This is a genomic window from Nonomuraea sp. NPDC046570 (assembly GCF_040645915.1).
GTDB lineage: Bacteria > Actinomycetota > Actinomycetes > Streptosporangiales > Streptosporangiaceae > Nonomuraea.
Window position 1 is genome coordinate 121,899 of the sequence record NZ_JBEYZF010000015.1, and the last position, 22,231, is coordinate 144,129.

Here is a 22,231-nt window from a genome sequence, read left to right on the forward strand (position 1 = left end):
TCTCGCCCTTCCTGGTCAGAGGCGCTCGAAGCCCCGGTACATTTCCCAGTCCGTCACCGCCGCGTCGAAGGCGGCCAGCTCCACGCGGGCGTTGTTCGCGTAGTGCGCGACCACCTCGTCGCCGAAGGTGTCGCGCGCCAGCTTCGAGCCCTCGAACAGGCCCAGCGCGTCGCGCAGCGTGGTCGGCACGGTCTCGGCGCCGGAGGCGTAGGCGTTGCCGGTGAACGCCTCCTCCAGCGGCAGCTCGTGGTCGATGCCGTACAGCCCGGCCGCGATGAGCGCGGCCACCGCCAGGTACGGGTTCACGTCGCCGCCCGGCACCCGGTTCTCGATCCGCAGCGAGTGCCCGTGCCCTACGAGACGGAACGAACACGTGCGGTTGTCCACACCCCACTTCACCGCGGTCGGGGCGAAGCTGCCGGGCACGTACCGCTTGTAGGAGTTGATGTTCGGGGCGTAGAGGAGGGTGAGTTCGCGCAGGCAGGCGAGCTGTCCGGCGATGAATCGGGCGCCGAGCTCGGACAGCCCGTGCGGCCCGTCCCCGGCCATGACGGGTGAGTTGTCCACAGACCGTAGCGATATGTGGATATGGCAGGAATTGCCCTCGCGCTGGTTCGGCTTGGCCATGAAGGTGATCGACCGGCCCGCCTGGGCGGCGATCTCCTTGGCGCCGTTCTTGTAGATCGAGTGGTTGTCGCAGGTGCGGAGCGCCTCGTCGTAGCGGAACGCGATCTCGTGCTGGCCGAGGTTGCACTCCCCCTTGGCCGACTCGACGTACATCCCCGCGCCTTCCATGTCCAGTCTGATCTTCCGCAGCAGCGGCTCGACGCGCGCGGTGCCCATCAGGGAGTAGTCGACGTTGTACAGGTTGGCCGGCGTCAGGTCGCGGTAGGCGCGCCGCCAGGCGTCCTCGTAACTGTCGTCGTAGATGACGAACTCCAGCTCGGTGCCGACGAAGGCGGCCAGTCCCCGCTCGCCGAGCCTGGCGAGCTGGCGGCGCAGGATCTGCCGGGGCGAGGCGAGGACGTCCCGGCCGTCCTCCCAGAGCAGGTCGGCCATCAGCAGGGCGGTGCCCTCCTGCCAGGGGACGCGGCGCAGCGTGGACAGGTCGGGCCGCATCACGAAGTCGCCGTAGCCGCGATCCCAGGAGGACATGTCGTAGCCGCCGACGGTGTTCATGTCGACGTCGACGGCCAGCAGGTAGTTGCAGCCCTCGGCGCCGTGGTGCAGCACCTCTTCGAGGAAGAAGCGGGCGGACAGGCGCTTGCCCTGCATGCGGCCCTGCATGTCGACCACGGCCAGGACGACCGTGTCGATCAGGCCGGCCGCCACGTCGTCGCGCAGTTCGTCGACCGAGAGGAAACCACCCGCCACCGTCACCCTCCAGGCTATTGGGCTAGTGTTAGACCATTGACGTGCATCGCGGGATCCGTTGTCAAGACCCGGGAACGAGAGCGACCATGAATCCGATGACCGTGCTGCGTCCCGTACGGGCCGGCAACGCCTTCGAGGAGACCGTGGAACGGCTGCTCCAGGCGATCAAGCTCGGCGTCGTCGCGCCCGGGGAGAAGCTGCCGCCCGAGCGGGAGCTGGCCGTACAGCTCGGCATCAGCAGGGTCACCCTGCGCGAGGCCATCCGCGCCCTGCAGGAGTCGGGCTACCTCGACGTACGGCGCGGCCGGTACGGCGGCGCGTTCGTCACCTACACCCCGCCCCCGCCCGCCGCCGGCGACCTGCGCCAGGCGGTCGCCGAGATGGGCGTCGACGACCTCGCCGACGCCCTCACCTTCCGGATGGCCGTCGAGTGCGGCGCTGCCCAGGTGCTCGCCACCAGCCCGCTCACCCAGGAGCAGCGCGACCTCCTGCGCCGCCGCCTGGCCGACCTGAACGCGGCCGCCCCCGGTGACTACCGGCGGCTCGACACCGCCTTCCACCTGTCCATCGCCGAGCTGACCGGCTCCACGCTGCTCGCCTCGACCTGTGCCGACGCCCGCCTGCGGGTCACCGACCTGCTCAACGCCATCCCGATGCTGCAGGTCAACATCGAACACGCGGCCACCCAGCACGAGGCCATCGTCGCAGCCATCCTCGCGGGCGACCCCGAAGCCGCGCGCAGAGCCGTCACCGAACATCTGGAGGGCACCGCCGCCCTGCTCCGGGGCTTCCTCACCTGACCCTCCGGTTCGCGGTGGCGCGGGGGATCGGGCATTCTGTCAGGGAGTGCGACTGGCGGCAAGAGGATGGAATCGACCATCGGGAAGCTCCGCGCGCGAGCCGACCGCCTGGGCTCCGCGAACCAGGGAGCACGCATGTCCGAAGCCCGCCTCCTGCCCGGCGGCCCGGTCGCCGAGAGCATCCTGAACGACGTGGCCGCCAGGGTCGCCGCGCTGCGCGCCACGGGTGTCACCCCGTCGCTGGCCACCATCCTGGTCGGCGACGACGACGCCAGCGCCGGGTACATCCGCATCAAGCAGCGCCAGGCCGCCGAGCTCGGCTTCGACTCGCCGCACGCGCACCTGCCCGCCGACGCCACCCAGGCCGACCTGCACGCCGCCATCGCCGGCTTCAACGACGACCCCTCGGTGCACGGGCTGCTGGTGCAGTACCCGGTGCCGGGGCACCTCGACTACGACGCCGCGCTGCAGGCCGTCGACCCGGACAAGGACGTCGACGGCATGCACCCGCTGAACGTGGGCCGCCTGTCGGTCGGCCTGCCGGGCCCGCTGCCGTGCACGCCCGCGGGCATCGAGGCGCTGCTCGCCCACTACGAGATCCCGGTGTCGGGCCGCGAGGTGGTGATCCTCGGCCGTGGCGCGACGCTCGGTCGGCCGCTGGCCATCCTGCTCGGGCAGAAGCGGCCCACCGCCAACGCGGCGGTCACCGTGGTGCACACCGGGGTGGCCGACTGGCCGCGCTACACGCGCCGGGCCGAGATCCTCATCGCGGCGGCCGGGGTGCCCGGGATCATCCAGCCCGAGCACGTCAAGCCGGGGGCCGTGGTCATCGGCGGCGGCGTGCGGTACGAGGGCAGGCGGCTGCTGCCGGACGTCGACGAGTCGGTGGAGAAGGTCGCCGGCGCGATCACGCCGCGCGTGGGCGGCGTCGGCCCGACGACCGTGGCGATGCTGTTCCGCAACGCGGTGACGGCCGCCGAACGAGCTTCCGGGGCGTAGCCGGATCCTTTCGCCTCGTAGCATCGTTTGCGAGGCATATGGGGATCTGGTTTCAGCAACGAATCGTCGAATCGGGGCGGCTGCCGCTGTTCTGCTTCTTCGTCGCGCTCATCGTCGCCTTCGTCGCGACCCGCATCAACGTCCGGCTGATCCGCGCCAAGGTCGGCTGGTTCCGCAACGTCAACGTCGGCGAGATGCACATCCACCACGTCGTCTTCGGCGTGGTGCTGATGCTCGTCGGCGGCGTCACCGGGCTGGTCGTCTCGGCCGGATCGGAGGTCGGCGACGCGGTGGCCGCGTCCATCTTCGGGATCGGCTCCGCACTCGTCCTCGACGAGTTCGCGCTGATCCTGCACCTGCACGACGTGTACTGGGAGGAGGAGGGGCGCACCTCCGTCGACGCGGTGTTCGTCGCCGTCGCCGTCACCGGGCTGCTGCTCATCGGGCTGCGCCCGCTGAGCTACGACTTCGGCACGTACGTCGCCCCCTGGGGGCTCCTCGTCGCCAACCTGGCGCTGGCCGTCGTCACGCTGCTCAAGGGCAAGATCTGGACCGGGCTCGTGGGACTGTTCCTGCCCGGTCTGCTGGTCGTGGGCGCGGTACGGCTGGCGCGGCCGGGGTCGCCGTGGGCGCACTGGTTCTTCACCACCCGCTCGCCGCGCAAGCTGGCCGTGGCCGTACACCGGGAGGAACGCTGGCGGCGGCCGGCGATCAAGGTGAAGATCGCCATCCAGGAGTTCGTCTCCGGCCGTCACGACCTGCCGTCCACGCGTCGGCGGCGGCCGTGACGGGCATACTGGGGGGCGTGCGGCTGCCGATCTTCCACCAGCGGCTCGTCGAGGCGTCCCGCGAGGTCTGCGGCCGGTACGGCCTGCTGCTCGCGGGCGGGTACGCGATGAGCGCCCACGGGTTCACCGACCGGCCCAGCCGGGACCTGGACTTCGCGACCTCGGGCGAGACGCCGCTGCCGCTGGTCGCCGAGGAGGTGGCGCAGGAGCTGCGGGGGCACGGGTTCCTGGTCGCCGTCCAGGAGAGCACGCCCCTTTCCGGCCGTCTTGAGGTGGCCGACTCCTACACCGAGGAGTCGTGCCGGATCGTCCTGCTCAGGGAGGCGTTGCAGGAGCCGCCGTCCGTGCTGGAGCCCTGTCCGGTGGTGGGGCAGGACGACGCGGTCGGGCTCAAGGTGCGAGCCCTGCACGATCGGGGGCTGGCGCGGGACTTCATCGACGTGGCGGCCGTTTCGGAGCTGTACTCGTTCCGGGAGCTGGAGCGCCTGGGGGCCGTTCACGACGACGACTTCCGCACCGAGGACCTGCTGGAGCGTCTGGAGACGGTGGACGCGCTGGCTGACGAGGGGTTCCTGGGGTACGGGGTGGACGAGGACGGGCTGGTGCGGATCCGGCGATTCGCTTACGCCTGGGCGGAGGACATCAAGCTCCGCAGAGCCGAGGACGGTGACACGCTTCGTGATCCTCCGGACCTTCCCGAGCTCGACTAGCCATGGGAAAGTGGTCCATTTCTGATCGTGAGCGCGGTCCGCGCTACAGGAACACGGTGGCCGAGCGGAGGGCCAGGCCGGCGCCGAGGGCGATGACCATGGCGGCGGTGCCGACCGGGGCCAGGGCGGACAGGCGGGCCGCCAGGCGTCGGCCGGTGGTGGCGCGGTGGGCCAGGCGGTCGGTGAGCTTGACCAGGAGGAGGCCGGTGGCGGTGAGCGTCCCCGCCATCCCCAGCCCGTAGGCGGCGACCAACGCCACCCCGAACCAGGTACGCCCGAGGGCGACCGCCCCCAGCAACACGATCAACGCCGACGGACTCGGCACCAACCCCCCAGCCACCCCCAAACCCACCAACCCAAACCGCCCATGCCCGTGGCCGTGCCCATGTCCATGCCCGTGGCCGTGGCCGTGCTTGTGTTCGCGGGCGGAGAGGAGGAGGCGGGTGCCGATGGAGGTGATCAGGAGGCCGCTGGCGATGCCGAGGGCCGCCAGGACGGACTCGCCCGCCAGCGCCGTGAACGCGCTGAGGAGCAGGCCGACCACGAGTACGCCGACCGTGTGGGTGGCCGTCACCGTCGCGCCGACGACCAGTGCGTCCCGGGGGCGGCCCCGGCGGCCGGCGAGGTACGCGGCCATGATGGTCTTGCCGTGGCCCGGGATCAGCGCGTGCCCCGCCCCGAGAACCGTCGCCAGCGCGAGCGCGAGCAACCCCAGCGGCACGGTGAGCGTGTCGGCGCCGATGAGGCCGGTGAACGTCCGATCCAGTGCGCCCAGCGCCTCCCCGATCGGCCCTCCCACCGAGAGCCCGGCCAGTTCGCCCGCCGAGCCGTCGGCCTTGGGAGCCGAGGACGCTCCTGCCGAGAGAGCCCCCGCCGGTGACTCCGACGGCATGTTCCGCGCTACGACGACGGCGACGGTGGCCGTGCGCTGGTCCAGGGGGTTGGCGAGCAGGTCGTCAGGGTAGCGGCGGAGTTCTTGGCTGACGCTCGACGACGGCACCGATGAGTGCGAGAGCCGTACCCCTTGGGTGGTTGCCGTGATCTCACGCCAGCCGATCCTGTCCGGCTCGAAGGCGTCGGTGAGTTCCACGACGCCCGAGACGGGGACGGTGGCGGACAGCTCGCAGGTCAGGCGGCTGGTGCGCAGGCCGCCCTGCCCGGGGGTGTAGGCGAACGCGGCTTCGGTGACCTGCCACGGCACCGGGGCGCCCGCCACGGTGAGCCGCCGGGCGGCGGCGAGGCCGGCGCACCGGCTCGCGGCGTACGCCTGCTCACCCGTGGCCTGTACGGCTGGCGTGGCCTGGAGCGTCGGCAGTTCGGCGGCGTCCACGATCGCGGTGCCCTCCACCCGGTCGGCCGAGATCCGCAGGCCGGTGTGGTGGTTGACGGTGAAGTTCCCCAGCGGATGCGCCGCCGTGCCCGCGTGCGCGGGTGAGACGAACAGCCCGGCCACCAGGAGCCCGCCCACGACCAGCGCCACGACGCTCATACGCCCGGACGGCGCGAGACGGGGCGGGGAGCCGCATCGGCTTCTGAGGGCCTCGACAAGGCGGGGAGAGCGGGGTGGGGAGTCGCATCGGTTCAAGAGGGCCTCGACAGGGAGGGGAGGGTGGGGTCGAAGTGGGGGTTGTAGCGGGTGGCGAGGGCGGCTGAGCGGGTGGGGAGGTTCAGGGCGCGTTCGATGAGGGCCCGGTGGTGGTGGAAGAGGGCGTTGCGCCAGCCGGTCGCTGTGGCCTTCCGCGCGTACGGGAGGGCTTCGCGGGAGCGGCCCGAGCGGTGCAGGGCCCAGGCGAGGGTGTCGGCGGCGATCGGGTTGGGGGTGCGGGCGTACTCGGCGCGGGCGTGCCGGACGGCGAGGGCGGGGTCGCCGTGGTCGGCCTCGAATTCGGCCCAGACGAGGTCGTCGCGTACCCCTGCGGACGCGGACAGGTGTCGCTGGGCGCGCAGCAGGGTCCAGTCGGGGGTCAGGCCCGCCTTGAGGCGTACCTCGCCGTATTCGATCAGGTACCGCGGGAGTGGCAGGCGGTCGATGACGGTCTGGTAGTGGGTGAGGGATTCGGGGAGTCTGCCGCTCAGGGCCAGGGCGCGGGCCTGACCGGCGAGGGCGGGGGTGAAGGCGGGGGAGGCTCGCAGCGCCTTGGCGTACCAGGAGGTGGCGGTGCTGAGCGCGCCTGAGCGGAGGGCGAGTTCGCCCAGGTAGAAGCGGCAGTAGGCGAGGTCGTCGGGGGTGCGGGCGTCGCGCAGGGCGTAGCGGAGGTAGCGGCGGGCCTCGGTCACGTCGCCGCGCAGTTCGGCTGCGTACGAGGCGCGGGCGAAGGCGGGCAGGCCGGGGCGGAGGGCCATCATGCGGTCGATCGCCGACGCGGCCGATTTCAGGTCGCCGAGCTGGGTTCTGGCGTCGGCCAGCACGCCGTACGCGCCCGCGCCGTAGGGGTTGGCGGCGACGGCGCGCTCGGCCAGCCGTACGGCGGTGGCGAAGTCGTGGCGGGCGGCGGCGAGGGCGGCGCGGCCGGTGAGGACCGTGTCGTCCTCCGGGGCCAGGCGGGCGGCCGTGGCCAGTGCGCCGTCGGCCTTGGCGTAGTACGACGGGTCGCCGGTGCGTCTGGCCTGTTCGACGTAGGAGGACCCGAGCTGCGCCCAGCCCCGGTAGTCGCCGGGCAGCCGCTTGAGCCGCGCCCGCAGGCTGTCGGCGGACGGCTGGCCAGGCCCGAGTGCGGCCGCTGCGGATACGGGGTCTGCGGGCGGGGGCTTCTCCGAGGGTGGGGCGGACACCGCGACCGCTGTGAAGAGCAGCGTGGCGGCCAGGGCGACGCCACCGAGCAGGGCGAGCGATCGCATGAGCGTGGTCCTCCGTTTCATGAAATAGGCGACAAAAGGGATAAATGGGGTATGGGGTGGGTGATCGGCCGGCCGGCGGGGGGCGGCCGGCCGATTGTGGGGGAGCGCTCGGCCGACGGGGGCGGCCGGGCGCTCACCGAAGGGGCGGTCAGGACTGGTTGACCGAGGTGTTGCCCGGGAGCGGGATGTACGGGAACGTCGTGCCGAAGGGCTTGTCGTTGCGGTCGACCTTGTCGCCCGCCGCCAGGGCCGGTACCGGCTTCCCCGTCAGCGCCGCCCCTGCCATGACCTGCAGCGCGATGTCCACCACGTCGTCCCCCAGCCGTCGCCCGTTCGGGAACCCCTGCAGGTCGCCGCCGAGCACCCCGAGTCGGTTCGGATCCTTGCTGGGCGGCACCGACATGTTCAGCCGCAGCATCTCGGCGGGCCGCAGCTTGCCCGCGTCCTTGTTGAGCGTCTGCGAGTTCAGGTCCGCCTTGATCGGCCCGTTGCCCTTGGCGATCCCGGTCAGGAAGATCTCCACCAGGTCGGTACGCGGCGTCTTGGGCGCCTTGAGGCCGTAGATGGCCTCCAGCAGCTTGGGCACCTCGGGCGAGGTGACCCGCTTGACCACGGCGGGGATCCCGGCGTCCTTGTCCGGCCCGATGGAGTTGAACGTGTCCTTCAGCCGGGCGGGCAGCACGACCTCGTTGACCAGCGGCTGGCCGAGGCGTGAGACCTGGACGAAGCCGCGCGGGCTCCACTTGTCGGTGGTGGACCACACGCCCACGACCGGGTTGCGCTTGGCGTCGCGCTTCAGTGCGAGGTCGCGCGCGGGCACCTGCAGGCCGAGGGTGTGCACGTTGTAGCCGCGGGTGGTGTCCTGGCCGACCTCGGACAGGTCGCCGCCGTACAGCAGGTCGAAGACGCGCAGGTCGAGGAAGAACGCCTCGTCGGACTGGCCGGCGAAGGTCCTGCCGCCGCCGGGCAGGCTGCGGATCGACTGGGCGCGCAGCGTCCCGTAGTCGGGCATCGAGGCGGGGCCGGTGTTGCTGGGCGCGACGACGCCGTTGGCGACGAGCGTCCTGGTGCCGCCGGGGGTGATCCGCTTGAGCGTGTACCGCTGGCGGAACAGCAGGTTGGGGTCGTTCAGCGAGGTGACGGGTCCGTTGTTGTACAGGAACGTGCTGTCGCCGCGCCGGTCCTCGTCGCGGAAGGTCCACTGGTAGGTGATGTCGGGGTGGGCGTCCCCGTCGTTGTCGATCTTGATGTTGTAGCGCGAGTTGGTGTCGAACGTGTAGAAGTTGGGGCCGCCACTGGGCTCCTCGAAGGGGATCCAGTTGGCCAGCAGCGTCACGGTGCCGGGCTTGTCGGGGCTGACGAACGCGTACACGTCGGTGTTGTCGTTGCGCGGGTCGCCGGCGATGGCCGGGGCCTCGCGGTGCGAGGAGGCGGTGCCGGAGTCGGTACGGAGCAGGGCGAAGGAGGAGGCGGTCAGCGCCGCCGCGAGGCCCAGCCCGATCAGGGCACGTCGGTGCTCCATGTTCGGTCCTTTCGCGGTCGTGTGGGTGACGAGAGGTTCCGGCCGGGTTCCTCGTCGCGGTATTCGCCGGGGCTCATCCTCTGGATGGAGAGGTCAACCAAAGTTGACATACTTAGGTCGTCAATTTAAGTTGACGGGTGTAGATCCGGGGTCGCCGGTCGTTGGAACCGGCGAAGAGAGCTGGAGAGGGGAACTCACGTGGCGGAGCTCGAGAAGGGGCCCGGTCGGTTACTGCTCGACTATGTGCGGCCGCATCGGGGCACCCTGGTGCTGGGCGGCGTGCTCGGGCTGATCGGGTCGGCGGCGGGGCTGGCGATGCCCCTGCTGGCCAAGTTCGCGGTCGACGCCTTCGGCGACGACCGGTCGATGGCCGGGCCGCTGATCGGGCTGACGGTCGCGGTGCTGGTGGGCGCGGTGGTGGCGGCCGGCGGGACGTACCTGATGGAACGCACCGGCGAGGGGATCGTGCTGGGCGCCAGGCGGCGCCTGGTCGACCGGATGCTCCGCCTCAGGGTGGCCGACGTGGACCGGCTCAAGCCCGGCGACCTGCTGTCGCGGGTGACCGGCGACACCACGCTGCTGCGCTCGGTGCTGACCAACGGCATCGTCGACTCGATCAGCGCGGTGTTCATGCTGATCGGCGCCATCGTCATGATGGCGGTGATGGACGGCGTGCTGCTGCTGGTCACACTGCTGGTCGTGGTGGTCATCGGCGGCATGACCGCGTTGATCATGCCGAAGATCCAGCGGGCCCAGCACCAGGCGCAGGAGGCCGTGGGCGAGATGGGCGCCGTGCTGGACCGGGCCCTGCAGGCGTACCGCACGGTCAAGGCCAGCGGCGCGGAGGACCGCGAGGTCGAGGTCGTCGGCAACGCGGCGGTCAAGGCCCGCGACCGCGGCCTGCAGGTCGCCGGATGGACCTCGCTGGCGGGCGTGTCCACCTGGATGGCCGTGCAGATCGCCTTCCTGTGCGTGCTCGCCGTCGGCGGCGCCCGCGTCGCCTCGGGCACGCTGGAGGTCTCCGCGCTGATCGCGTTCCTGCTGTACCTGTTCTACCTGGTCGCCCCGATCGGCCAGCTCGTCGAGGGCGCGGTCCAGCTCCAGAACGGCCTGGCCGCGCTCAAGCGCATCCGCGAGATCGAGGACCTGCCCGCCGAGCCGAGCGCGACCGCCCGCCCCGCCGGCGGCCCCCCGGTCGGCGTCCGCTTCGAGGACGTGGTCTTCCGGTACGGCGACGACCGCCAGCCCGTCCACGACGGCGTCACCTTCGACGTCCCCCCAGGCGGCCTCACCGCCCTGGTAGGCCCCTCGGGAGCGGGCAAGTCCACGGTGTTCGCCCTGCTCGAACGCTTCTACGAGCACCAGGAGGGCGTCATCACCGTCGGCGGCCGGGACATCCGCGACTGGGAGCTCGCCGACCTGCGGGCCGCGCTCGGCTACGTGGAGCAGGACGCCCCCGTGCTGGCCGGCACGCTCAGGGAGAACCTCGTCTTCGCCGCCCCCGACGCCACCGAGGAGGAGGTGCGCGCCGCGCTCACCAGGACCCGGCTCGACGACCTGGTCGGACGGCTGCCCGAGGGCCTGGACACGGCGGTGGGACACCGCGGCATCATGCTCTCCGGCGGCGAGCGCCAGCGCGTCGCCATCGCCCGCGCGCTGCTGCGCAGGCCGCGGCTGCTGCTGCTGGACGAGGCGACCTCGCAGCTCGACGCGGTCAACGAACTGCGGCTGCGCGAGGTGATCGCCGAGGTGGCCGCCGAGACGACCGTGCTGGTCATCGCGCACCGGCTGTCGACCGTCACCAACGCCGACCGGATCGTGGTCATGGAGGCGGGCGGCGTACGCGCGGTCGGCACCCACGACGAGTTGGTCGGGCAGGACGACCTCTACCGGGAGCTGGCCGCGACCCAGTTCCTCGCCAGGTAGCGCCAGCGGGGCTGGAGACTCCCCTGTCGACGACTCCAGCCGCACCGCTCGCCCGCCTCATTGCACACGCGACGGAAGTGATCTGTCACCGACATTCAGCCTGTCCCGAAAGACCTAGGTTGCAGGCCTTTAGCCGACTGCAATCAGGGGCCGCGACACTGGGCGGCATGGCGAGGGGCATTCTGCGGATCATCTTCACCGGCGACGATCTCGCCCGCGTGCGGGTCGCGTCACGCGCCGACCCGATGTGGGAGCTGGTCACCAGCCTGCAGCGCCTGCAGGCCGGTGACGGCGGCGCCGCCATGACCGGCTGGCGCCGCGAGGCCCGCGCCAACCTGGCCGAGGCCGGCCTGCTGCCGGAGGTGCGCGAACTGCTGCTGCCGCTGGCGCCCCGGGCCCGCTACTTCCCCGACTTCCTGACGCCGATCGAGGCGCAGCAGGGCATGGGAAGCGGCCTCGGCGCGCTGCTCGACACCCCGCCCTCCCGGGTACGCAAGGAGATGGAGCTGCTCCGGGCGCACTCGGGCCTGCCGGGACGACTGGAGGACCTGGCCCGGGCCACCCCGAGGTCGATGCGGGAGCTGGGCCGGGTCGCGGGCGGCTACTGGCAGGCCGCCCTGGCCGGGCACTGGGGCACGGTCGAGCGCGTGGTCAGCAGGGAGCGCGGCATGCTGGTCCGCCACCTCGCCGAAGGCGGCGTCGAGCAGATGCTCAGCATGCTGCCCGCCACCCGCTGGCGCGCCCCGGTGCTGGAGATCGACTACCCGGCCGGCGGCCGCGAGGTACGGCTGGCGGGCCGCGGCCTGGTCGTCGTCCCCTCCTACTTCTGCCGGGTCGCCCCCGTCACCCTGGCCGATCCCAGCCTCCCCCCGGTCCTCATCTACCCGGTGCCCCGCCGCAACCAGCCCTCCCCGCAGGCCAAGGACGCCCTGGCCGAACTGCTCGGCCGGACCAGGGCCCGGGTGCTGCGCTGCATCGCGCTGGCCCCCGGCTGCAGCACCACCGAGCTGGCCCGCCGGGCGGGCCTGCCGCCGTCGAGTGCCAGCGAGCACGCCAGGGTGCTGCGCCAGGCCGGACTGATCGCCAGCATCCGGCACGCCAACCTGATGCTCCATCAGGTGACCGAGATCGGCGACCGGCTGGCCGACGACATGTAGTCTTCGGGTGACATAGCTGAATATGTTCATTCAGAAGGGGAGACGTCATGGGCCGGACCGTGCGGGCGCCGCGAGGCACCACGCTCACCGCCAAGGGATGGTCGCAGGAGGCGGCCCTCCGGATGCTCCAGAACAACCTCGATCCAGAGGTCGCCGAGCATCCCGAACAGCTCGTCGTCTACGGCGGCTCCGGAAAGGCGGCGCGCGACTGGCCGTCCTTCGAGGCGCTCACCAGGACCCTCACCACGCTGGACGGAGACGAGACGCTGCTGGTGCAGTCCGGCCGCCCCGTCGGCGTCTTCCGCACCCACGAGTGGGCGCCCCGGGTGCTCATCGCCAACTCCAACCTGGTGCCCGACTGGGCCAACTGGGAGGAATTCCGCAGGCTGGAGGCCGCGGGGCTGACCATGTACGGCCAGATGACGGCCGGATCGTGGATCTACATCGGCACCCAGGGCATCCTGCAGGGCACCTACGAGACCTTCGCCGCGGTCGCCGACAAGCGGTTCGGCGGATCGCTGGCCGGCACCATCACGCTGACCGCCGGGCTCGGCGGTATGGGCGGCGCCCAGCCGCTGGCCGTCACCATGAACGGCGGCGTGGCCATCTGTATCGACTGCGACCCGCGCAGCGTGACCCGCAGGATCGAGCACCGCTACCTCGACGTGCAGGCCGCCGACCTCGACGAGGCGCTCAGGCTCGCCTACGAGGCGCGCGACCAGCGCAGGCCGCTCTCCATCGGCGTGGTGGCCAACGCCGCCGACGCCGTGCCCGAACTGCTGCGCAGGGGCGCCGAGATCGACATCGTGACCGACCAGACCTCGGCCCACGACCCGCTGATGTACCTGCCGCTCGGCGTCGACTTCGACGACATGGCCGCCGAGCGCGACAAGGACCCGGCGGGCTTCACCACCAAGGCCCGCGAGTCGATGGCCAGGCACGTGGAGGCCATGGTCGGCTTCCAGGACGCGGGCGCGGAGGTCTTCGACTACGGCAACTCCATCCGCGGCGAGGCCCAGCTCGCCGGGTACGGCCGCGCCTTCGACTTCCCCGGCTTCGTGCCCGCCTACATCAGGCCGCTGTTCTGCGAGGGCAAGGGCCCGTTCCGGTGGGCGGCGCTGTCCGGCGACCCGGCCGACATCGCGGCCACCGACCGCGCCATCCTGGAGCTGTTCCCCGACAACGAGCCGCTGGCCCGCTGGATCAGGATGGCCGGCGAGCGCGTCCACTTCCAGGGCCTGCCCGCCCGCATCTGCTGGCTCGGGTACGGCGAGCGCAACCTGGCCGGCGAGCGGTTCAACGACATGGTGGCCTCCGGCGAGCTCCAGGCCCCGATGGTGATCGGCCGCGACCATCTGGACTGCGGCAGTGTGGCGTCGCCGTACCGGGAGACCGAGGCGATGGCCGACGGGTCGGACGCGATCGCGGACTGGCCGCTGCTCAACGCCATGCTCAACACCGCCTCGGGTGCCTCCTGGGTGTCGATCCACCACGGCGGCGGCGTCGGCATCGGGCGTTCCATCCACGCGGGGCAGGTGACCGTGGCGGACGGGACCGCGCTGGCGGGTGAGAAGCTCAACAGGGTGCTCACCAACGACCCGGGCACCGGCGTCATGCGGCATGTGGACGCCGGCTACGACGAGGCGGCGGCGGTGGCGGCCGAGCGCGGCGTGCGCATCCCGATGCGCGAGGCGTGACGGGAAGGGCTGGGCGGGGCCGAGTGTTGGAGGTGGCGTGACGGACGGACTCGACGGGCTTCTCGACGGGCGGCGGCTGTCGCCTGTGCAACGGCGGATCGCGCACTACCTGTCCGAGCACCTGGACGAGGCGATCTTCCTGTCCAGCGTGGAGCTCGCCGAGCGGGCCGGCGTGAGCCAGCCGTCGGTCACCAGGTTCGCGATGGTGCTGGGGTTCGCGGGCTATCCGGAGCTGCGGCAGGCGCTGCGCCCGCTGGTCCTGGGCGGTGTCCGGCCGCCCAGGGACCAGCACCAGAGCCTGCTGCGGGAGGCGCTGGACAGCGAGATCCGCAACCTCACGCTGGTCCGCGACCGGCTGCCGGCGCTGCCGCTGAAGGAACTGGGCGAGTCGCTGGCGGCCACCGAGCCGCTGGCGGTGCTCGGGCTCCGGGTGTCGACCGGCCTGGCCACCACGTTCGCCTACTACGCCAGGCGCATCCACCCGGACGTGCGGCTGCTCACCCACGGCGGCTCTGAGCTGATCGAGGGGCTGCACGCCGCGCGCCGGGCGGGGGCCGACTGGCTGCTGGCCTTCGTGCTGCCCAGGTATCCGGCGGAAGCCGTACAGGCGCTGGAGTATGCGGAGAAGCTGGGGCTGAAGGTGGCGGCGATCACCGACAGGCCGGACTTCCCCGCCGAGGTCGTGCTGGACGCCCCGGTGGGGGAGCGGCTGGTGTTCGACTCGCACGCGGCGCCGCTGGCGGTGGCCATGGCCCTGGTGGAGGCCATGGCCGACGCGGCTCCGCTGCGTACCCAGGCCAGGCTGGAGGAGTACGAGAGGATGACCGACGAGACGGGGACGTTCCTAACCGGACAGCCGTCGCAGTGAGCGCAGCGACCACACGGTGGTGATCACGGCCAGCCCGATGAACAGGCCGAAGGCCAGCGGGATGGAGCTCGCGGACATGTCGCCGGCGAACAGCGCCCGGCCCGCCTCGACCGCGTGGTAGACGGGGTTGAACGGCGCGAGGGCCTGCATCCAGTCGGGCGCGAGCGAGATCGGCAGGAACAGTCCGGCGAGCAGCATGATCGGCAAGGTGAACAGGTTCACGGTCTGCGACATGCCGTTCTCGTCGCGCAGCGCCAGGGCCAGGCCCTGGGACAGGCCGGAGGCGAACAGGCCGGTCGCCGCCATCAGCAGCATCACGAGCAGCAGTTCGACGACCCCGATGCGCAGGCCCATCAGGGCGGCCACGAGCGTCACGACGAGCGCCTGGACGACCAGCATGACCATGTCCTTGCCGACCCGGCCGAGCACGATGGCCGGGCGCCAGGCCGGGCTCACCGCCATGCGCTCCAGCACGCCGTTGCGGATCTCCGAGATCAGCGAGAACCCGGAGAACATCGAGCCGAACAGCGCGATCATCAGCATCGCCGCCGGGGTGAACATGCGCAGCGCCTCGACGGTGGTCCCGCCCGGGGTCGTGCTCTTGAGCAGGGGGGCGAACATCAGCAGGTACAGCACCGGCTGCATGATGCCGAACAGCGGCCAGATCGGGTTCCGGAAGGACTTCTTGAGCTCGTAGCCGAGGAAGAGCCCGGTGTGCCGGATCATTCGGAGACTCCCGTGTCTCGAAGGGAACGGCCGGTCTTGGCCAGGAAGACGTCGTCGAGCGTCGCCCGGTCCAGGGAGATGGAGCGCAGGGCGAGCCCGTTCTCCTCCAGCAGGCGCAGCAGCGCGGGCAGCGCGTGCTCGCCGTCGTCGACGTAGACGCGCAGCAGGTCGTCGTCCACCCGGATGTCCCGGGCGTGCGGCTTCAGCACCTCCGCCGCCCTGGTCAGGTCGTCGAGCCTGAGCGTGACCACGTCGCCGGAGACCTCGCGCTTGAGCTCGGCGGGCGTGCCCTGGGCGACGACCTGGCCGTGGTCGACGATGACCAGGCGGTCGCAGAGCGCGTCGGCCTCGTCGAGGTAGTGGGTGCTGAGCAGGACGCTCGTCCCCTTCTCCCGCAGGGTCCTGATGCGGTCCCACAGGTTGGCCCGGTTCTGCGGGTCGAGCCCGGTGGTGGGCTCGTCGAGGAAGAGCAGCGGCGGGCTGTGCACCAGGCCGAGCGCGATGGCGACGCGGCGCTTCTGCCCGCCGGACAGGGTGTTGCCCGGCCGGTCGGCCAGGTCGGCGAGCTCCAGGTCGGTGAGGATCTCGGCGGCTCTGGCGGCGGGGTCAGGGACTCCGTGGATCCGCGCGGCCATGGTGATCTGGGCGCGCGGGCTGACGTCGTCCTCGACGCCGCCGCTCTGGCTGACATAGCCGAGCTTGCGGCGTACGGCGGTGGGCTCCTTGCTCACGTCGTGTCCCGCCACGATCGCGGTGCCCGCGTCGGGGGCGATCAGGGTGGCCAGCATCCTGATGGTGGTGGTCTTCCCGGCGCCGTTGGGGCCGAGGACGCCGAAGATCTCGCCGTTCTTCACCTCCAGGTCCACACCCCTGACCGCCTCGACGGTCTGGGTGCCTTTACGACTCTTGGTGGTGAAGGTCTTGCGCAGTCCCTGCGCACTGATGATCATGTGGGTCTCCTGTGGGGGTCAGGGAAGTTCGTCGTCCTCGACCTTCTGGGCCGCCTGCCGGCACCATTCGAGCTGGGCGTGGAGCATGCCGATGTTGAGCCGCAGGGTCTCGTCGATGTGCCTGGGCGCCCCGAAGCGCTGCTTGCTTCCGTAGGCGCGCTCGGACATGGCCAGCGACGCCGTGAGCTGCTCGGCGCGGGTGCGCAGGGCGTCCATGAGCGTCGGTTTGTCCAGACGGTCCATGAACGTTATCGCCACCTGGAACGGGTCTACCACTGGTTTGATCTCATACCAGAGGGTCATGAGCATCCGGTAGAACTCGTGCCTCCCGTCGTCCGTCAGCTCGTAGACCGTCTTGCCCGCTTTGCCGCTTTCGACGATCGTCAGCAGCCCTTCGTCGGCCATCTTGTTGAGACCGTGGTAGATCGACCCGTAGGCCACGTTCGCCCAGAAGTCGGCGCCCATCATCTCCAGTTGCCTGCGCACTTTGTAGCCGTGCAGGGGGCCGTCAAGGAGAACGCCGAGGATGAGAATACGGGTCGTCGAAGACATACTCAAGTTTGTATTAAAATTTGAATGATTGTCAATCATGAAAAGCTGACGCACATGAACGAACGACCGACCGCCCTGGTCACAGGGGCCTCGCGCGGCGTGGGCGAGGCGATCGCCAGGGCGCTGGCGCCCACCCACCGGCTCATCCTCGGCGGCAGGGACCGCGAGGCGCTCGGCGAGCTGGCCGCCGAGTTCCCCGACGCCGTCGCCTGGCCCGTCGAGCTGACCGAGGTCAGCGCCGCCGACGTCGAGGGTGTGGACCGGCTCGACGTGCTCGTGCACAGCGCGGGCGTGGTCACCCTCGGCAGTGTCGCCGAGACGCCCGCCGACGTCTGGCGCACCACGCTTGCGGTGAACGTGGTGGCCGTCGCCGAGCTCACCCGCCTGCTGCTGCCCGCGCTCCGCGCCGCGGCCGGCCATGTGGTCCTGATCAACTCGGGCGCGGGCCAGCGGGCCAATCCCGGCTGGGTGTCGTACGCGGCCAGCAAGTTCGCGCTGCGGGCCTTCGCCGACGGGCTGCGGCTGGAGGAGCCCGCGCTCAGGGTGACCACGGTCTACCCAGGCCGGGTGGCCACCGACATGCAGCGTGGTGTGCGCGAGCACGAGGGCGGCGCCTTCGAGGCGGAGAAGTACCTGGAACCCGCGACGGTCGCCCGCGCGGTCGTGGCCGCGATCGCCGCCGGCCCCGACGCGCACCTGACCGAACTGACCCTCAGGCCCAGGGGCGGATTGCCAAGTTAGGTAAGCCTTGGCTAAATTTCAGAGGGTGACAGAGATCGCGCCATACCGGCCCTTCCACGTGCGCGTCGCCGCGACCACCCGGCTCAGCCCGAGCTTCCTGCGCGTCACCTTCACCGGCGACGACGTCCAGGCGTTCGGCGACCACGGCTACGACCAGCGGATCAAGGTGATGTTCCCGCTGCCGGAGCACGGCCTAGCGGACCTCTCCGACGGCGGCGACTGGTACCAGCGATGGCGGGAGCTGCCCCAGGAACGCCGCAACCCGATCCGCACCTACACCGCCCGCGAGGTACGCCGGGGCAGGGGCGAGTTCGACGTCGACTTCGTCCTGCACGGCGACGGCGGCCCCGCCTCCGCCTGGGCCCAGCGGGCCGCCGCGGGCGACTCGGTGGTGATCGTCGGCCCCGACGGCAGGTACGAGGGCCCGCCCAGCGGCCTGCACTGGTGCCCCGGCGCCGCCACCCGGCTGCTGCTGGCCGGCGACGAGACCGCGGTGCCGGCGGTCTGCGCGATCGCCGAGCGCCTGCCCGCCGGCGCCGTCGGCCGCATCCTGCTGGAGGTCCCCGAACCCGAGGACGCCCTCGGCCTGCACCTGCCGCCCGGCGTCCGGGTCGACTGGCTGCCCAGGGACGGACGCCCGCACGGCGAACTCCTGGAGCCCGCGGTGATCCAGGCCCTCGCGGACCTGGGCGTCTCCGGCGGCGAGGGCAGCCCGGTCGAGGACGTCGACGTCGACACCGACATCCTCTGGGAGACCCCGGAGGACACCACCGGCGAGTTCTACGCCTGGCTGGCCGGGGAGGCGGGCGTGGTCAAGCGGCTGCGCAGGCACCTGGTCCAGGAGGCGGGCGTGCCGCGCGCCCAGGTGGCCTTCATGGGGTACTGGCGGCATGGACGCGCCGAGCCTCAATGAATGGGTTCATTCACTAGAGTGGCCCCATGCTCGCCGAAATCTCGCACATCGGACGTGACCCCGCCACCCACGGCTACGTCAGGGACGCATGGTCGCCCGCTGACCTGGAACTGCGCGAATGGTTCAGGCAGGAGACCGCACGGCGCGGCCTCGACCTGCACGAGGATCGCAACGGCAACCTGTGGGCCTGGTGGGGCGACCCCGAGCGCGAGCCCGGCGTCGTCACCGGCAGCCACCTGGACTCCGTACGGCAGGGGGGCGCCTTCGACGGCCCCCTCGGCGTCGCCTCCTCCTTCGCCGCCCTCGACCTGCTGAGAGAGCGGGCGTTCACCCCGGCCAAGCCGCTCGGCGTCGCCTGCTTCACCGACGAGGAGGGCGCCAGGTTCGGCGTCCCCTGCATGGGCTCACGCCTGCTCACCGGCGTCCTGGACCCGGCCAGAGCCGCCGCGCTGCGCGACGACGAGGGCGACACCCTGGCCGACGTGCTGGCCAGGGCGGGACGCGACCCGCTGGCGCTCGGCCGGGACGAGGAGACGCTGCGGCGGGTCGGCGTGTTCGTGGAGCTCCACGTCGAGCAGGGAAAGGGCCTGGTGGACCTGGGCGCGCCCGTCGGGGTGGCCGCCGCCATCTGGCCGCACGGCCGCTGGCGCTTCGACTTCCACGGCCAGGCCAACCACGCCGGCACCACCCGCCTGGCCGACCGCGACGACCCGATGCTGCCCTACGCGCGCACGGTCCTGGCCGCCAGGCAGGCCGCCGAACGGCACGGCGTGCTCGCCACCTTCGGCAAGGTCCGGGTGTCGCCGAACAACGCCAACGCCGTCCCCGGGCTGGTCTCCGCCTGGCTCGACGCGCGCGGCGCCGCGGAGGAGCCGGTCCGGGCGCTGGTGGCCGAACTGAGCGAGCTGTCGGGCGCCGAGGTGAGCGCCGAGTCGTGGACGCCCGTCGTGACGTTCGAGGAGGGGCTGCGCGACCGGCTGGCCGCCGTCGCGGGCGAGCGGCCCGTGCCCGTGCTCGCGACCGGGGCCGGGCACGACGCGGGCATCCTGGCCGGGGCGGGGGTGCCCGCCGCGATGCTCTTCGTCCGTAACCCCAGCGGCGTGTCCCATTCACCCGCAGAGCACGCCGAGGCGGCAGACTGCGAGGCGGGGGTCCACGCTCTCGCGAACGTGCTGGAGGACCTGTGCCGATGACGACCTACTGGTGTGAGCTGGCCTGGCTGCCCGAAGGGCTCGCGAGCGACGTGCTGGTGCACGTGGAGGGCGCGCGGATCTCGGGCGTCGAGCGGGGCGGGCGGGTGGCGGGAGCCGTACCTCTGGAGGGGGTGACGGTGCCGGGGCTGGCCAACGCGCACTCGCACGCCTTCCATCGGGCGTTGCGCGGGGGGACGCAGGCCGGCAAGGGGGACTTCTGGACCTGGCGGGACCAGATGTACGAGGTGGCCGCCATCCTCGATCCGGACAGCTACCTCGCGCTGGCCAGGGCGGTCTACGCGGAGATGGCGCTGGCCGGGATCACCTGCGTGGGCGAGTTCCATTACCTGCACCACGGGCCGGGCGGGCAGCCCTACGACGATCCCAACGCCATGGGGCACGCGCTGGTGCGGGCCGCCCGCGACGCGGGGGTGCGCATCACGCTGCTCGACACCTGCTACCTGACCGGCGGGGTGGGCGTCGCGCTGGCCGGGGCGCAGGTCAGGTTCGGCGACGGCGACGCCGAGCGGTGGGCGGTGCGCGCCGAGGCGCTGGCCGCCGCCTACCGGGGCCAGGAGGACGTCGAGATCGGCGCGGCCATCCACTCGGTGCGCGCGGTACCGCCCGAGCAGATGGGCACCGTCGCCGAGTTCTCCCACCACCACGCCGTGCCGCTGCACGCGCACGTGTCGGAGCAGCGGGCCGAGAACGCGGCCTGCGTCGAGCGCTACAGCGCCACACCGGTGCAGGTGCTGCACGAGCACGGCGCGCTCGGCCCCCGCTCCACCGCCGTGCACGCCACCCACCTGGAGGGCGCCGACATCGAGCTGCTCGGCCGCTCGGGCACCTACGTGTGCATGTGCCCCACCACCGAACGCGACCTCGCCGACGGCATCGGCCCGGCCCGCGCCCTGCACGAGGAGGGCTCGGCCATCACCCTCGGCTCCGACAGCCACGCCGTCATCGACCTGTTCGAGGAGGCGCGCGCGGTCGAGCTGAACGAGCGGCTGGCCAGCGAGCGGCGCGGCCACTGGCGCGCCACCGAGCTGCTGGCCGCCGCCACCAGCTCGGGCCACACCTCGCTCGGCTTCCCCGATGCGGGCATGCTGGTGCCCGGCGCGTGGGCCGACCTGGTCACGGTCCGGCTCGACTCGGTCCGTACGGCGGGCGCGACACGCGACACGGCGGTGGAGGCCGTGGTGTTCGCGGCCACGGCCTCGGACGTGCACTCTGTGGTGTCGGGCGGGCGCAGGATCGTCTCGGCCGGGCAGCACGTGCTGGGCGATGTCGGGGCGATGCTGCGGGAATCGATAGGACGGGTGCGATGACAGCCACGCTGTTTGAGGGAATCGGGCTTCTCTACACCGGCGACCCCGCGAGGGAGGAGATCGAGGACGCGGCACTGGTCGCGCAGGACGGCCGGGTCGTCTGGACCGGACCGGCGGGGCAGGCGCCGGACGCCGACGAACGGGTGGACGTCGGCGGGCGGGCCGTGATCCCCGGGTTCGTCGACAGCCACGCGCACCTGATCTTCGCGGGGGACCGGACCGCCGAGTTCGCCGCGCGCATGTCCGGCGAGCCGTACACCGCGGGCGGCATCCGCACCACCGTCGCCGCCACCCGCGCGGCCGGTGACGCCGAGCTGGCCACGCACGCGGGCGCGCTGGTCGCCGAGATGCTCGCGCAGGGCACCACCACGGTCGAGATCAAGAGCGGGTACGGCCTGACCGTCGAGGACGAGCGCCGCTCGCTGGAGATCGCCACCGGCCTGACCGACGAGACCACCTTCCTCGGCGCGCACGTCGTGCCCGCGGGCGTGTCGGCCGACGACTACGTGCGCACGGTCACCGGCGAGATGCTGCGCGCCTGCGCGCCCTACGCCAAGTGGGTGGACGTCTTCTGCGAGCGCGGCGCCTTCGACGGCGACCAGACCCGGGAGATCCTCGCCGCGGGCATCAAGGCCGGGCTGCGCGCCCGGGTGCACGCCGGTCAGCTCGGCCCCGGCCCCGGCGTCCAGATCGCCTGCGAGCTCGACGCGGCCTCGGCCGACCACTGCACGCACCTGACGGACGCGGACGTGGCCGCACTGGCCGGGTCGGGCACCGTCGCCACGCTGCTGCCGGGGGCCGAGTTCTCCACCCGGTCGCCCTACCCCGACGCGCGGCGGCTGATCGACGCGGGAGCCACGGTGGCGATCGCCACCGACTGCAATCCGGGCTCGTCGTTCACCTCCTCGATGCCGTTCTGCGTGGCGCTGGCCGTACGCGAGATGCGGATGACCCCCCTGGAGGCGATCAGGGCCGCGACGTACGGCGGAGCCCGCGCGCTGCGCCGTGACGACGTCGGGGTGCTGCGCCCCGGCTCGCGCGCGGACCTCGTGGTGCTCGACGCGCCCTCCTACGTCCACCTCGCCTACCGGCCCGGAGTTCCCCTGGTCAGCCGGGTGTGGCGGGACGGAAAACGCGTGCTCTGAGGGC

General features: G+C 72.0%; 20 protein-coding genes and 1 riboswitch. Of the genes, 13 read left to right on the plus strand and 7 right to left on the minus strand.

Features of this window, described 5'->3' with window-relative positions:
• Window positions 1-15: 15 nt before the first annotated feature.
• Window positions 16-1,374 carry a glutamine synthetase family protein gene (locus ABZ911_RS23905; protein WP_358059720.1) on the minus strand — a complete coding sequence of 453 codons (1,359 nt, stop codon included), beginning with the start codon at window positions 1,372-1,374 and terminating at the stop codon, window positions 16-18.
• A 95-nt stretch (window positions 1,375-1,469) separates the two neighbouring features.
• Here ABZ911_RS23905 and ABZ911_RS23910 point away from each other — a divergent pair, with 95 nt between their 5' ends.
• The 4 genes from ABZ911_RS23910 to ABZ911_RS23925 all read left to right on the plus strand — a co-directional run bounded on the left by ABZ911_RS23910 (window position 1,470) and on the right by ABZ911_RS23925 (window position 4,671).
• On the plus strand, window positions 1,470-2,174 hold the full coding sequence (locus ABZ911_RS23910) for an FCD domain-containing protein (protein ID WP_358059723.1): 705 nt from the start codon (window positions 1,470-1,472) through the stop codon (window positions 2,172-2,174).
• Window positions 2,175-2,212: 38 nt separating this feature from the next.
• Window positions 2,213-2,295: riboswitch (ZMP/ZTP riboswitch) on the plus strand.
• Window positions 2,296-2,309: 14 nt separating this feature from the next.
• Complete coding sequence (locus ABZ911_RS23915) at window positions 2,310-3,173, plus strand: bifunctional 5,10-methylenetetrahydrofolate dehydrogenase/5,10-methenyltetrahydrofolate cyclohydrolase (RefSeq protein ID WP_358059726.1); 864 nt, start codon at window positions 2,310-2,312, stop codon at window positions 3,171-3,173.
• 38 nt (window positions 3,174-3,211) lie between these two features.
• Window positions 3,212-3,961 carry a hypothetical protein gene (locus tag ABZ911_RS23920; RefSeq protein WP_358059729.1) on the plus strand — a complete coding sequence of 250 codons (750 nt, stop codon included), beginning with the start codon at window positions 3,212-3,214 and terminating at the stop codon, window positions 3,959-3,961.
• Between the two features lie 17 nt (window positions 3,962-3,978).
• Complete coding sequence (locus ABZ911_RS23925) at window positions 3,979-4,671, plus strand: nucleotidyl transferase AbiEii/AbiGii toxin family protein (RefSeq protein WP_358059731.1); 693 nt, start codon at window positions 3,979-3,981, stop codon at window positions 4,669-4,671.
• Window positions 4,672-4,714: 43 nt separating this feature from the next.
• Here the strand turns inward: ABZ911_RS23925 and ABZ911_RS23930 are convergent, their stop codons facing one another.
• From ABZ911_RS23930 to ABZ911_RS23940, 3 genes are all read right to left on the minus strand, one after another.
• A complete protein-coding gene (locus ABZ911_RS23930; protein ID WP_358059734.1) occupies window positions 4,715-6,160 on the minus strand; it encodes a High-affinity nickel-transporter in 1,446 nt (481 codons plus the stop codon).
• 92 nt (window positions 6,161-6,252) lie between these two features.
• The gene (locus tag ABZ911_RS23935) at window positions 6,253-7,509 is read right to left on the minus strand and encodes a tetratricopeptide repeat protein (protein ID WP_358059737.1); all 1,257 of its coding nucleotides are present in this window, start codon (window positions 7,507-7,509) and stop codon (window positions 6,253-6,255) included.
• A gap of 148 nt (window positions 7,510-7,657) precedes the next feature.
• Window positions 7,658-9,031 carry a DUF4331 domain-containing protein gene (locus ABZ911_RS23940; protein ID WP_358059740.1) on the minus strand — a complete coding sequence of 458 codons (1,374 nt, stop codon included), beginning with the start codon at window positions 9,029-9,031 and terminating at the stop codon, window positions 7,658-7,660.
• Window positions 9,032-9,229: 198 nt separating this feature from the next.
• On the opposite strand from ABZ911_RS23940, the gene ABZ911_RS23945 reads away from it, so the two are divergent.
• The 4 genes from ABZ911_RS23945 (at window position 9,230) to ABZ911_RS23960 (ending at window position 14,679) form a co-directional block, all read left to right on the plus strand.
• Window positions 9,230-10,957, plus strand: a complete 1,728-nt coding sequence (locus ABZ911_RS23945; protein WP_358059743.1) for an ABC transporter ATP-binding protein — start codon at window positions 9,230-9,232, stop codon at window positions 10,955-10,957.
• Window positions 10,958-11,124: 167 nt separating this feature from the next.
• Window positions 11,125-12,114, plus strand: a complete 990-nt coding sequence (locus ABZ911_RS23950; RefSeq protein ID WP_358059746.1) for a helix-turn-helix domain-containing protein — start codon at window positions 11,125-11,127, stop codon at window positions 12,112-12,114.
• Between the two features lie 47 nt (window positions 12,115-12,161).
• The gene (gene hutU / locus ABZ911_RS23955) at window positions 12,162-13,811 is read left to right on the plus strand and encodes a urocanate hydratase (protein WP_358059749.1); all 1,650 of its coding nucleotides are present in this window, start codon (window positions 12,162-12,164) and stop codon (window positions 13,809-13,811) included.
• 37 nt (window positions 13,812-13,848) lie between these two features.
• The gene (locus tag ABZ911_RS23960) at window positions 13,849-14,679 is read left to right on the plus strand and encodes a MurR/RpiR family transcriptional regulator (protein ID WP_358059752.1); all 831 of its coding nucleotides are present in this window, start codon (window positions 13,849-13,851) and stop codon (window positions 14,677-14,679) included.
• Here ABZ911_RS23960 and ABZ911_RS23965 read toward each other — a convergent pair.
• The 3 genes from ABZ911_RS23965 to ABZ911_RS23975 are packed head-to-tail and all read right to left on the minus strand — an operon-like array spanning window position 14,656 to window position 16,907.
• Window positions 14,656-15,405 carry an ABC transporter permease gene (locus tag ABZ911_RS23965; RefSeq protein WP_358059755.1) on the minus strand — a complete coding sequence of 250 codons (750 nt, stop codon included), beginning with the start codon at window positions 15,403-15,405 and terminating at the stop codon, window positions 14,656-14,658. The two genes, ABZ911_RS23960 and ABZ911_RS23965, sit on opposite strands and share 24 nt — an antisense overlap.
• Entirely contained in the window at window positions 15,402-16,355 is a 954-nt protein-coding gene (locus tag ABZ911_RS23970; protein WP_358059758.1) for an ATP-binding cassette domain-containing protein, read from the minus strand. The genes ABZ911_RS23965 and ABZ911_RS23970 overlap by 4 nt, the downstream gene beginning before the upstream one ends.
• Before the next feature lie 18 nt (window positions 16,356-16,373).
• A complete protein-coding gene (locus ABZ911_RS23975) occupies window positions 16,374-16,907 on the minus strand; it encodes a PadR family transcriptional regulator (protein WP_358059761.1) in 534 nt (177 codons plus the stop codon).
• Window positions 16,908-16,961: 54 nt separating this feature from the next.
• Here ABZ911_RS23975 and ABZ911_RS23980 point away from each other — a divergent pair, with 54 nt between their 5' ends.
• Genes ABZ911_RS23980 through hutI form a run of 5 tightly spaced genes read left to right on the plus strand, consistent with a single transcriptional unit; the run spans window position 16,962 to window position 22,227 of the window.
• A complete protein-coding gene (locus ABZ911_RS23980) occupies window positions 16,962-17,648 on the plus strand; it encodes an SDR family oxidoreductase (RefSeq protein WP_358059764.1) in 687 nt (228 codons plus the stop codon).
• A gap of 25 nt (window positions 17,649-17,673) precedes the next feature.
• Entirely contained in the window at window positions 17,674-18,561 is an 888-nt protein-coding gene (locus ABZ911_RS23985) for a siderophore-interacting protein (protein WP_358059767.1), read from the plus strand.
• Window positions 18,562-18,587: 26 nt separating this feature from the next.
• Window positions 18,588-19,754, plus strand: coding sequence for an allantoate amidohydrolase (locus ABZ911_RS23990; RefSeq protein WP_358059770.1), 1,167 nt, complete (start codon window positions 18,588-18,590; stop codon window positions 19,752-19,754).
• Window positions 19,751-21,082 (plus strand): formimidoylglutamate deiminase, encoded by a 1,332-nt coding sequence (locus tag ABZ911_RS23995; protein WP_358059773.1) that lies wholly within the window; start codon window positions 19,751-19,753, stop codon window positions 21,080-21,082. The genes ABZ911_RS23990 and ABZ911_RS23995 overlap by 4 nt, the downstream gene beginning before the upstream one ends.
• On the plus strand, window positions 21,079-22,227 hold the full coding sequence (hutI, locus tag ABZ911_RS24000; protein WP_358059776.1) for an imidazolonepropionase: 1,149 nt from the start codon (window positions 21,079-21,081) through the stop codon (window positions 22,225-22,227). Before ABZ911_RS23995 ends, hutI begins: the two co-directional genes overlap by 4 nt.
• The last annotated feature ends 4 nt before the right edge of the window (window positions 22,228-22,231 follow it).

Bases quoted from the DNA above. Each gene is read 5' to 3' on its own strand.
- hutI (WP_358059776.1), top strand. From the start codon at position 21,079: ATGACAGCCACGCTGTTTGAGGGAATCGGGCTTCTCTACACCGGCGAC.
- ABZ911_RS23995 (WP_358059773.1), top strand. From the start codon at position 19,751: ATGACGACCTACTGGTGTGAGCTGGCCTGGCTGCCCGAAGGGCTCGCG.
- ABZ911_RS23970 (WP_358059758.1), bottom strand. From the start codon at position 16,355: ATGATCATCAGTGCGCAGGGACTGCGCAAGACCTTCACCACCAAGAGT.
- ABZ911_RS23975 (WP_358059761.1), bottom strand. From the start codon at position 16,907: ATGTCTTCGACGACCCGTATTCTCATCCTCGGCGTTCTCCTTGACGGC.
- ABZ911_RS23950 (WP_358059746.1), top strand. From the start codon at position 11,125: ATGGCGAGGGGCATTCTGCGGATCATCTTCACCGGCGACGATCTCGCC.
- ABZ911_RS23990 (WP_358059770.1), top strand. From the start codon at position 18,588: ATGCTCGCCGAAATCTCGCACATCGGACGTGACCCCGCCACCCACGGC.
- ABZ911_RS23940 (WP_358059740.1), bottom strand. From the start codon at position 9,031: ATGGAGCACCGACGTGCCCTGATCGGGCTGGGCCTCGCGGCGGCGCTG.
- ABZ911_RS23930 (WP_358059734.1), bottom strand. From the start codon at position 6,160: ATGAGCGTCGTGGCGCTGGTCGTGGGCGGGCTCCTGGTGGCCGGGCTG.
- hutU (WP_358059749.1), top strand. From the start codon at position 12,162: ATGGGCCGGACCGTGCGGGCGCCGCGAGGCACCACGCTCACCGCCAAG.
- ABZ911_RS23980 (WP_358059764.1), top strand. From the start codon at position 16,962: ATGAACGAACGACCGACCGCCCTGGTCACAGGGGCCTCGCGCGGCGTG.
- ABZ911_RS23920 (WP_358059729.1), top strand. From the start codon at position 3,212: ATGGGGATCTGGTTTCAGCAACGAATCGTCGAATCGGGGCGGCTGCCG.
- ABZ911_RS23915 (WP_358059726.1), top strand. From the start codon at position 2,310: ATGTCCGAAGCCCGCCTCCTGCCCGGCGGCCCGGTCGCCGAGAGCATC.
- ABZ911_RS23965 (WP_358059755.1), bottom strand. From the start codon at position 15,405: ATGATCCGGCACACCGGGCTCTTCCTCGGCTACGAGCTCAAGAAGTCC.
- ABZ911_RS23935 (WP_358059737.1), bottom strand. From the start codon at position 7,509: ATGCGATCGCTCGCCCTGCTCGGTGGCGTCGCCCTGGCCGCCACGCTG.
- ABZ911_RS23910 (WP_358059723.1), top strand. From the start codon at position 1,470: ATGACCGTGCTGCGTCCCGTACGGGCCGGCAACGCCTTCGAGGAGACC.